General features: G+C 64.8%; 8 protein-coding genes and 1 pseudogene. 4 read left to right on the top strand and 5 right to left on the bottom strand.

Translation table 11 applies throughout. From position 1 onward, the window contains the following. Nucleotides 1-205: 205 nt before the first annotated feature. Together ACZYOF_RS39470 and ACZYOF_RS39465 are read left to right on the top strand one after the other, a co-directional pair. A pseudogene (locus ACZYOF_RS39470) lies at nt 206-274 on the top strand (DUF2147 domain-containing protein); the annotation flags it as partial. A gap of 183 nt (nt 275-457) precedes the next feature. After that, the gene (locus ACZYOF_RS39465; protein ID WP_463719124.1) at nt 458-1,732 is read left to right on the top strand and encodes a FecR family protein; all 1,275 of its coding nucleotides are present in this window, start codon (nt 458-460) and stop codon (nt 1,730-1,732) included. Nucleotides 1,733-1,872: 140 nt separating this feature from the next. On the opposite strand, the gene ACZYOF_RS39460 is transcribed toward ACZYOF_RS39465, so the two are convergent. Then, nucleotides 1,873-2,592 (bottom strand): NUDIX hydrolase, encoded by a 720-nt coding sequence (locus ACZYOF_RS39460; RefSeq protein ID WP_463719123.1) that lies wholly within the window; start codon nt 2,590-2,592, stop codon nt 1,873-1,875. A gap of 188 nt (nt 2,593-2,780) precedes the next feature. After that, nucleotides 2,781-3,650 (bottom strand): archaetidylserine decarboxylase, encoded by an 870-nt coding sequence (gene asd / locus ACZYOF_RS39455; RefSeq protein ID WP_394567330.1) that lies wholly within the window; start codon nt 3,648-3,650, stop codon nt 2,781-2,783. Nucleotides 3,651-3,684: 34 nt separating this feature from the next. On the opposite strand from asd, the gene ACZYOF_RS39450 reads away from it, so the two are divergent. After that, on the top strand, nt 3,685-5,349 hold the full coding sequence (locus ACZYOF_RS39450; protein ID WP_463719122.1) for an aminotransferase class III-fold pyridoxal phosphate-dependent enzyme: 1,665 nt from the start codon (nt 3,685-3,687) through the stop codon (nt 5,347-5,349). A gap of 225 nt (nt 5,350-5,574) precedes the next feature. On the opposite strand, the gene ACZYOF_RS39445 is transcribed toward ACZYOF_RS39450, so the two are convergent. The 3 genes from ACZYOF_RS39445 to ACZYOF_RS39435 form a co-directional block, all read right to left on the bottom strand. After that, nucleotides 5,575-6,204 (bottom strand): hypothetical protein, encoded by a 630-nt coding sequence (locus tag ACZYOF_RS39445; protein WP_463719121.1) that lies wholly within the window; start codon nt 6,202-6,204, stop codon nt 5,575-5,577. Between the two features lie 255 nt (nt 6,205-6,459). Then, nucleotides 6,460-7,152, bottom strand: coding sequence for a class I SAM-dependent methyltransferase (locus ACZYOF_RS39440; RefSeq protein ID WP_463719120.1), 693 nt, complete (start codon nt 7,150-7,152; stop codon nt 6,460-6,462). Nucleotides 7,153-7,266: 114 nt separating this feature from the next. Continuing rightward, nucleotides 7,267-8,322, bottom strand: coding sequence for a glycosyltransferase family 4 protein (locus ACZYOF_RS39435; RefSeq protein ID WP_463719119.1), 1,056 nt, complete (start codon nt 8,320-8,322; stop codon nt 7,267-7,269). A 135-nt stretch (nt 8,323-8,457) separates the two neighbouring features. Between ACZYOF_RS39435 and ACZYOF_RS39430 the strand changes: the two genes are divergently transcribed. Beyond that, nucleotides 8,458-9,858 (top strand): TAXI family TRAP transporter solute-binding subunit, encoded by a 1,401-nt coding sequence (locus tag ACZYOF_RS39430; protein WP_463719118.1) that lies wholly within the window; start codon nt 8,458-8,460, stop codon nt 9,856-9,858. Nucleotides 9,859-10,115 lie beyond the last annotated feature (257 nt).

Here is a 10,115-nt window from a genome sequence, read left to right as displayed (position 1 = left end):
ACGGCTGGCAGACCCTCGCCAGCAAGCCCATTGCTCAGCCGGTTGATCTTGCCGCCTGAGCAGATATCATCCGTTCACCGGAGACTCGCGACGGACAAATTCCAACCAAGTTCGCGACGGCACCTCCGCGGCAGTGAATGCGAGAGTCCGGAGAGAGGTAACGCAGGGTGGATCGAATGGCCGCCGCCCGAAAACGAGAACGAGTCTGCGCGTCCAGGGCTGCGCCTTCGGCAGCATGTTCTGCGGCGGCCAGACCTGGAAGCGCGTGAGCTGAGAGACTGTCTCCATCGTCATTGCGAGCGCAGCGAAGCAATCCATCCCTCCGCGCATGTGGAAGCATGGATTGCTTCGCTGCGCTCGCAATGACGGCTGAGAGATGGCGCTCCCATTCATCCGGCGTTCAGCCCCGCGCGGCTGATATCGCTGCCCTCGCCTGTGGTCTCTCCGGGAATCTCTTGTGACGCCGCACCGGTTTTCTCTCGCACTCCTGTTTGCGATCGGCTTGTTGTTGGGCGGCACGGTGCACATGCCAGCCGCCGCAGCCGATTCGACGCAGCTCGCGCAGACGCAGCCCGTCCCTGCTCCTGCGCTGGCGCCGGCAACACAGGCTCCTGCCGCGCCGGCGCCAGATGCGCAGCAACCCGCCGCCGAGCCGATCGGCAATGTCGCCGATCTCACCGGCAGCGCCAGCGTCACGCGCAGTAACGCGACAACGGCACTGCAGATCAGGGACGACATCTTTGCCGGCGACGTCGTGGAGACACAGGCCAAGTCGACGCTCGGCATCACCTTCAACGATGCCACGACGTTCAAGCTGTCGGCGAGCGCCAGGATCACGATCGACCGCTATGTCTATGACGAAGGCGGCAAGCAGAATGCCGGGATGTTCGACGTCGCCAAGGGCACGCTCGCCTTCGTTGCCGCTGGCGTCGCCAAGACCGGCGACATGCGGATATCGACGCCGACCGCGACGCTCGGCATTCGCGGCACCACCGGCCTGGTCGAGGTGCCCGAGGGCGTGACCGCGACGTCCAACAACGTCGCCATCAAACTCTATCCGGACGCCGACGGCCGCGTTGGCCGGATCGAGATCAATGACCGCGGCGGTGCGCAACTCGGCACGCTGACGCGCGGGGCCAGCGGTTTCACGATCCGGCCCGACGGAGCTGGTGGTGCGCGCTTCGCCGCGGTGCCGCTGACGATGTCGGCGCTGCAGATCCAGCGCGACCGCGGCTTCGTTCGCCAGCTCCAGACCACGCAGAATTTCGGGCGGCAACTCGTCAACGAGCAGCGCGCGTTCCGCCGCGCCAATCCCGGCGTACCCTATCCGAACCGCGGCCAGCCGTTCCGGCCGGGTCCGCAGCGGCAGAATATGTTGCCGGGCCAGCAGCAACCCGGCGGGCCTGGCCGGCAGGGCTTGCAGCAGCGACCGGGCTCGCCGCAGCAGGCGCGGCCGTCGCGCGGCGACCAGCACGTACTGCCCGGTCAGCCCGGCGGCGCCATTTTGCCGCGTAGCGGACAGCAAGGAGCTCCGCAGCAGGGGGGACAGCCGTCACGCGCGCCGCAGCGAGTTGGGCAACCGCCGTCGATCCGCGAGGGACAGCCGCAGCGCGGCGGATTCAGGCAGGGAGCACCCGGCGTGCAACGCCCCGGATTGCTGAACCGACCAACGGTGCAACCACGACGGCAATTTCCATTGAGAGACGGCAGGAGAGAACGGCGCGGCCATTGAAATTCCGCTCGGAACTCGTAGCCCGGGTGAAGCGAACGCGTAACCCGGGCCATCTGCGTCAACGTACGAGCGGTCCCCGGGTTACGCTGTCGCTCCACCCGGGCTACGGCACAGTTCGTGTAGAGAGAGTTTTTGCGCGCTCAGGCGGCGCGGCGGAGCCAGTCCCTGACGCGATCGATGAAATTCCTGCGCGGACGGTGGGCTTCGATGACGACGGGCTCGATATCAGGCGCAAATGACGGCGGGAGCTCGGCCTCCGCCGCGGCAGGTGACAGCGCAGGCTCCGCCGCCTCGGTGGTAGACAGCGGCTCCTCCTGCGCGACGGGCGCATCGAGCTGCGCGGGCTCGGGCACAGTTGTCGGTTCGCTGACCGAAGGCGGCGGCGTGACCGTACGACGCGGCCGCCGCGTTGCCGGCTTGGCCGCCTTTTGCCGCGAGGCTCCGCTGAGGGCTGCAGCCTTCAGCGCGATCGGACCGACATTCTCGAGGAACGCGCGCTCATGATCGCGCGACAGCCGCTCGAGAGCTTCGTCGAGCGGCAGCCAGTCGACCGCCTTGATGTCATACATCAATTCGTAGGCCTGCTCGTCGCCCGCTTCCATGCGCCAGTAATGCACGACCTTGCAACGGCCGCCGGAATCGTAGACCAACGTGCCAAGGAATTCGTGCACGGACACCTCGTGCCCGGTCTCTTCCAGCACCTCGCGCTCGGCGGCCGCGCGCGGCGTCTCGCCGTCGTCGAGCTTGCCTTTGGGCAGCACCCACTCGTTCCGCTTGCGCAGGCGCACGACCGCGATCAGCGGCGTCGCTTGCCGCCGCAGCACAATGCCTCCCGCCGCCAGAACAGGCGCCCGTGCCATCTTTGCTCCCGAATTGCCCGAATGCCGAATCGTGTCGGCAGCATATAGGAGCTTCCGGCGGCAAAATCGAGATTGGATTCTCCGTCATTGCGAGGAGCGACAGCGACGAAGCAATCCACGTTTCCGCGAGCGGCGGCATGGATTGCTTCGCTCCGCTCGCAATGACGAGGGGAGCAGCCTGCGCTCATCTACGCCGAAGGTTTTCTGAGCAGCGGTTCGCCGGCGCGGATGCGGGCGCCGTCGGTAACGTTATCGCAAAATTCGAAATGATCAGGGGCGAGCACGATGATGGTGGAGCCGTGCTCGAACCAGCCGAGCTCGTCGCCCTTGTGCGCGCTGGCATCGCAGGGGAACGTGACCGGGCCCTTGGTCTGCGCATTCAGCGTGCGATCGAGGAAATGCAGGCGGATGCTCGCGACCAGGATCGCGGCGACCGGCACCAGCGTCAGCGGCTCGCCGGTGGAGAGGCGGGCCTCAAGCACCGCGCGCTCGTTCTTGCAGAACAGCCGCTCGACCCGCTTCAGCGCGATCGGGTTGACGTTCCAGACGTCGCCGTGGATGAAGGTGACCTTCTCGATGCGACAGTCCGCGGGCGCATGGAACCGGTGATACATGCTCGAGGTCAGCCGCAAGGTGACGAAGCGGCCGTTGCGGTGCTGCTCGACCAAAGCGGGATCGCCGAGCAGGTCGAGGAGCGCATAGGGCGCGCCCTTGATCTGGAACAGCTTGGTGTCCTCGATCCGTCCATGCGCGCCGATGATAGCGTCCGACGGGCTGGCGATGACGGCGGGGTCCGGATCGAACGGCCGCAACCCGGGCCGCAGCTCCCGGGTGAAACAGTCGTGCAGGCTCTTGAATTCGGTCTTCTTGGCCTCCGACAAATCGAGGTCGGAGAACAGCCGCCAGCAGGCGATCGAGAGGTCGCGCACCACCGGGTTCTCGATCTTGGAGAACCAGCCCATGAAGCGGGTCACGGCCGCCCGGGGGATGCGGTTGGTCAGCAGGAAATTCAGGTCCTCCTGCTGGGTTATCGACGAAATCAGGCCTCGGACTGTCATGAATCTGTTAGCTGGCGACGTTAGCGCTTCTGGCATGGAAACATCCCTTCCGATTCTCTCGCTGTCCGCCGCCGCGATTGCCGGCGCCGCTGCAGCTTTCCCCAAGATTCAGGCCCGCCTGGCGCTGTCGCGCGCCAAGCATCGCTCGCTGACCGGACATTCCAAAATGTCCAAGATGGTCGCGCGGCTGGTACCCCACTACGAATTCGATATCGACAAATTCTTCGCGGTCGACGGCGCGCCGCGCGAGATTGCGATGCAGCGGCAGGACGGCTTCTTCCGCCTCGCCGGCCTCTACGCCCAGCGCTATGCCAAGGGACGGCAGATGACGGCGGAGGCCGCGCAGCACATCTCCGACCTGCAGTTCACCGAGAGTTACCGCGTGCCGTTCCAGTTCAGCCGGCTGGTGCGCGAGCATCTCAACACCAGCTCCTTCGTGCAGTCGTCCTCGGGCGTCACCGTCACCGATGTCGACGGCAACGTGTCCTACGACCTCACCGGCTCCTACGGCGTCAACATCTTCGGCAATGACTTCTACAAGGAATGCATCGCCGAGGGTGAGAAGCGCGCGCATGCGCTCGGCCCGGTGCTCGGCCCCTACCATCCTGTGATCATCGACAACGTCAAACGGCTCTGCGCGATCTCGGGCCTCGACGAGGTCTCGTTCCATATGTCCGGCACGGAAGCGGTGATGCAGGCGGTGCGGCTGGCGCGCTACCACACCCGCCGCACGCATCTCGTCCGCTTCGCCGGCTCCTATCACGGCTGGTGGGGTGACGTGCAGCCCGGCGTCGGCAACCCGGTCTCGCCGCACGAGACCTATACGCTGGCCGACATGTCGGAAAAGACCCTGCACGTGTTGCGCACGCGGCGCGACATCGCCTGCGTGCTCGTCAATCCATTGCAGGCGCTGCATCCGAATTCCAACGCGCCCGGCGATTCCGCCCTCGTCGACAGTTCCCGCAGCGGCAGGTACGACCGCGCCGCCTATGCCGAATGGCTGAAGAAGCTGCGCGAGGTCTGCACCGAGCGCGGCATCGTCCTGATCTTCGACGAAGTGTTCGTCGGCTTCCGTATCGCCGCCGGCGGCGCCCAGGAATATTTCGGCGTCCGCGCCGACATGGTGACCTATGGCAAGAGCCTGGCCGGCGGCCTGCCGGTCGGCGTGGTCTGCGGCCGCAAGGATCTGATGCGGCGCTTCCGCGACGACAAGCCCGCCGACGTCTGCTTCGCCCGCGGCACCTTCAATTCGCACCCCTACGTGATGACGGCGATGGACGAATTCCTGAGCCGGCTCGCCAGCCCGAATTTCCGTTCGGTCTATAACGGGCTGGACGAGACCTGGAACAGCCGCGCCAAGCAGCTCAACGACCGGCTGACCGCAGCGGAGCTCCCGGTCCGCGTCTCCAATCTCTCGTCGATCTGGATGGTCCATTATACCGAGCCGTCGCGCTACAATTGGATGCTGCAACATTACCTGCGGGCCGAAGGGCTGGCGCTGAGCTGGGTCGGCACCGGGCGTCTGATCTTCGGCCTGAACACCAGCGACGCCGATTTCACCGAAGTCGCCGACCGCTTCGTCGCCGCCGGCGAGAAGATGAAGCGCGACGGCTGGTGGTGGCAGAAGCCCGGCGTCACTAACAAGGACATCAAGCGGCAGATCCTGAAGGAAATGCTCGCTAGGAAGTTCGCGCGCTAGGCGCCTTTCTCTCCCCCATCTCTTGTCATTCCGGGGCGATGCGAAAGCATCGAGCCCGGAATCCATTGCGCCGCCTGCGCCTGCCGCCAGATGGATTCCGGGTTCGCGCTGCGCGCGCCCCGGAATGACGGTGCCAGTGACAGGGCCTGAGACAAGGATGCCCGGGACGAGCCCGGGCATGACGTAAGTGAACACAGCGAAGTCAATTTGTTGTCGGCAGCACGCTCAGGCGTGCTTCTCTTCCAACTCGCCGGCCAAGTGGAGGCCGGGATCGATCAGCTCGCCCTTCAGGAGCGCGAGCGGCGCCTTGTGATAGAGCATCAGGTCGTGGAAGGGGTCGGTGACGATCTTGGTCATCCAGACCAGGCCCGTCTCGATGTCGCGGATGAAGAACAGGTGCACGGTGCGGAAGAGCAGTCCGCCGATGCCGACCGCGAGCCAGATCTTGGCGACCTGACGGGTAAAGTCGAACACCGTCTCCCAGGGCGTGAACAGGCCGAACAGGGTCGGATCGGCGAAGAGCACCAGCGGCGACAGGGCCCAGATCGCCATCAGCACGACCTTGCGCTGCAGGTTGTAGCCGACCTTGATCTCTTCCTTGTGCTCATGAGTGGCCTGGTTGATGTGGTCGTAGCCCCGCGGCTCAAAGAAGAAATGACCGGCCTGGCGCGAGGTCATCGAGACCAGCCAGCCGACCAGCGCCGAGATCGCCGGATCGAAGAACAGCATCACATAGGCGAACAGGAAGCTCAGGGCGCTGACGAAGTGCAGGCTCTGATTGATTCGGCTGTGATGATAGTAGCGGTGGTCATCCCAGCGCTGGGTACGCAGTTCCTGCAGAAAATTCTTGAACATTCTTTCCCCCAAGAGGATTTCGGGACGTGCTTACAGAGATTCGATGTACGGCGTGTGACATCATCATAATGACATATGACAGTGTGCAGCGACGCGGTGACGCAACGGAGCCAACGGAGCAACGGGTGTGAGACCCTATCCCCTCATCCTGAGGAGCGCGGAACGCGCGTCTCGAAGGATGAGGCCACCAGCGGGGCCTCATGGTTCGAGACGGCGCTGCGCGCCTCCTCACCTCACCATGAGGGTCGGGCAAGCCTACGCGGCTTTAGCCACCTCAGCCTTGCGGAAGCGGACCAGCGAGAAATGTCCGAGCGGCGGGATCAGGCGGCGCTCCGCCAGCTCCACGCCCTTGGCGCCGGCAAGCCACTTGGTGTAGCGCGACCAGGAGAACTCGGCGGTGCGGAAGCCGAGCGGACGCACGACCGGCTGCAGCTTCTGCTCGATGAAGCGGCGCACGCCGGCATCGGCGCTGACGCGGGTCAGGATGATGAGCTCACCGCCCGGGCGCAGCACGCGTGCGAATTCATCGAGCGCGGCTTCCGGATTCGGCACGGCGGTGACGACATATTGCGCCATCACCACGTCGAACGAGTTGTCGGGGAATTCGAGCTTCTCGGCGTCCATCACCGCGAGCCCCTCGATATTCTTCAGGCCGAGCTCGGCAACGCGCTTCTTCGCCTTGTCGAGCATCGCTTCCGAAATATCGGTACCGAAGATGCGGACATGCGGCGCGTAAAGCGGCAGCGAAATGCCGGTGCCGACACCGACCTCGAGCACACGGCCGCCAATCTTGTTGGTGGCCTGGATCGCCGCGGCCCGGCCCTTCTTGAACACGCCGCCGAACACGAGATCGTAGACCGGAGCCCAGCGGTCATAAGCCTGCTCGACCGTCTCGCGATCAAAATCCAACTGGCTGCTTCCGTCGAGTTTGATGATGTTGTCTGCCATCGAAGATACGCCTTCTAGTTCTAGAGCGGGGTGACTCTTCATCCCGCTCTCTCCTCTTGTTTAAGCATGATCTCTTCGGAAAACCGGTTCCCACTTTTCCGGATCATGCTTCGATTAACCTTGCACCGCGCTCCGGCCGGCGACGCGCCGGGCCGGACGCAACACCCTGCTCGGCAGCAACGCCGAGAGATTGCCGATGAATTGCCGCGCACTGTTCTCCCAGGAACGCTGCAGCGCGAAGTTCCGGCACGCCTCTCGCGACATCGTGAGCGCACGCAGGCACGCGCTGCGCAGATCGTCATCGATGGCGCCGATCGGATGATCCGAGATCACGTCCTTGGGGCCGGTGACGGGAAACGCCGCAACCGGCGTGCCGCAGGCCAACGCTTCAAGCTGAACCACGCCGAAGGTGTCGGTGAGACTCGGGAACACGAACACGTCGGCTGCAGCGAGATGCGAGGTGAGGTCCTGCCCGGTCTTCTCGCCGAGGAAGACGACGTTCGGATATTTGCGCTCGAGTTCCGCTCGCTGCGGGCCGTCGCCGACCACGACCTTGGTGCCTGGCAGATCCAGCGACAGAAACGCTTCGAGATTCTTCTCCACCGCCACGCGGCCCATGGCCATGAAGATCGGCCGCGGCAGGTCGAGCTTGGCCGGATGATCGGGATTGAACAATTCGGTATCGACGCCGCGCGTCCAGAAGCCGAGCTTGCGAAAACCGCGTTCGGCCAGTTCCTGTCGGAGCGAGACTGTCGCGACCATCGTCATGGCGCCAGCCGCATGGAAGCGACGCAGGAGCCAGTAGCCTACGCTGGCCGGAAGCCCCGTGCGGACCGACACATATTCCGGAAAGCGCGTCGTGTAGGAGGTCGTGAAAGCAAGCTTGTGGCGCAGGCAATAGCCGCGCACCGCCCAGCCGATCGGGCCTTCGGTCGCGATATGGATCGCCTCCGGCTCCGCCGCCTCGATCCGCCGTGCGACCTCGCGCCGGTTCGGCAGCGCCATGCGGAGCCCCGGATAGGTCGGCACGCCCAGGGACGGAAACCCTTCCGGTGTCAGGAAAGTGATCTCGGCGCCGAGCCCTGCCGCGCTACGCTGCAGTGACGTCAGCGTGCGCACCACGCCATTGACCTGCGGATGCCAGGCGTCGGTTGCAACTAATATCCGCATCTCGAAAACCCGAAGCGTTAATGATTCTTCGGGTCAGAAGTTCTGACATTGATATTTCAGGCGTATGACGTCATCGATCTGTAAGGAAGGTTTTTCGGGCAGCTCACACGCTTTTTCGGCTAACATGACAGAACGATGTCAGAGACGCGCGAAGATCCGGCTCCAAAGCGCCCGCGGCGGAAGCGAAAAAACTATTCGCTGCTGATCCTCGCGGCCGGCCTCCTCCTGTTCGGCGTTGCCGCCAGCACGCTCTATTATTTCGTGCGGCCCGTTACGCTGACGATCGCGGTCGCCCCTCCCGGCAGCGACGACCAGAAGCTGATCCAGGCGCTGGCGCAGACCTTCGCCCGCGATCAGAGCCCGGTGCGCCTGTCGACGGTAGTGACGGAGAACGCCGCGGAAAGCATCGCGGCATTGACCAGCTCGAAAGCGGACATGGCGGTGGCGCGCGCCGACCTCAATCTGCCCGCCAACGCCGATGCGGTCGCGATCCTGCGCAAGAATGTCGTGGTGCTGTGGGCGCCTTCCGGCCTGCGCGCGAAGGGATCGAGGCGACCGCCGACGCCAAAGATCAAGAGCCTCGACGATCTCGACGGCCATCGCATCGGCGTGATCGGACGGACGGACGCCAATGTCACGCTGCTGCGCGTGATCCTGCGCGAGTCCGGCGTCAATCCCGACAAAGTCGCGGTGACGCAATTCGCCATCAACCAGACCGCCGAAATGGCGCGCGATATGACGCTCGACGCCTACATGGCGGTCGGCCCGCTCGACAGCAAGATCACCGCGGGCGCAATCGCCGCGACGGCGGCCGCACGCGGCCAGCCGAAGTTCCTGCCGATCGACGTTTCCGAGGCAATCGCCGCGAAGCACCCGCTCTATGAATCGGCGGAGATCGCGGGAAGCATCTTTTCATCCTCGCCGGCCTGGCCCGACGACAAGGTCGAGACCGTCAGCGTCGACCATCTCATCGTCGCGCTGCATTCATTCTCGGACACCGCGATCGGCGCTTTCGTCCGCCAGCTCTTCAACGTGCGCCAGCAGCTGGCGCGCGACGTGCCGGCGGCCGCGAACATCGAGAAGCCCGACACCGACAAGGACGCAGCACTGCCGGCACATCCGGGTGCAGCCGCCTATATCGACGGCACCGAGCGCACCTTCATGGACAAATACAGCGACTACATCTGGTTCGCGATTCTGGGCCTGTCAGGCCTGGGATCGGTCGGCGCCTGGCTGCGGCATGCCTGGCGCCGCAACGAGCGCGACCGCTATCTGGATCATCGCGACAGCCTGCTCGAATTGATCACCAAGGTGCGGCAGGCGGAGACGCCGGAAGCGCTCGAGAAGATGCAAGGCGAGGCCGATGGCGTGCTGCGCGAAGCGCTCGACTGCTGCGACGACGGCGCCATCGAGGAAGGCGACCTCTCCGCGATCGGGCTCGCGCTCGACCAGCTCCACCACGCCGTCGCCGACCGCCGCGCCATGCTCGGCATCGCTCCGCCGGATGCGCCGCGCATGCGAGCGATGCCGGGTTGAAAGATAACGATCCGTAGCCCGGGTGGAGCGTCAGCGTAACCCGGGACGCCTGCGTCCGCGTTTACGAGCGGTCCCGGGTTACGCTTCGAGACTGGGCAAGATTTTTTCCGCCCCGATTACAGGGCCCAGGCGAATGCCGGGCGGATTTTGGCTCGGAGACGCGGCCTGCGGGTTTGGAGCCGGTCGACGATGACGGCGAGGACGGTCACAAGCAAGATCGTCCAGTTTGGACGGCGCTTGGCCAGATAGGCCATGAA

The organism is Bradyrhizobium sp. LeoA1Lang (assembly GCF_055413685.1).
The sequence above is the reverse complement of the archived record's forward strand: the minus strand, read 5'-3'. Positions and strand labels throughout refer to the sequence as shown.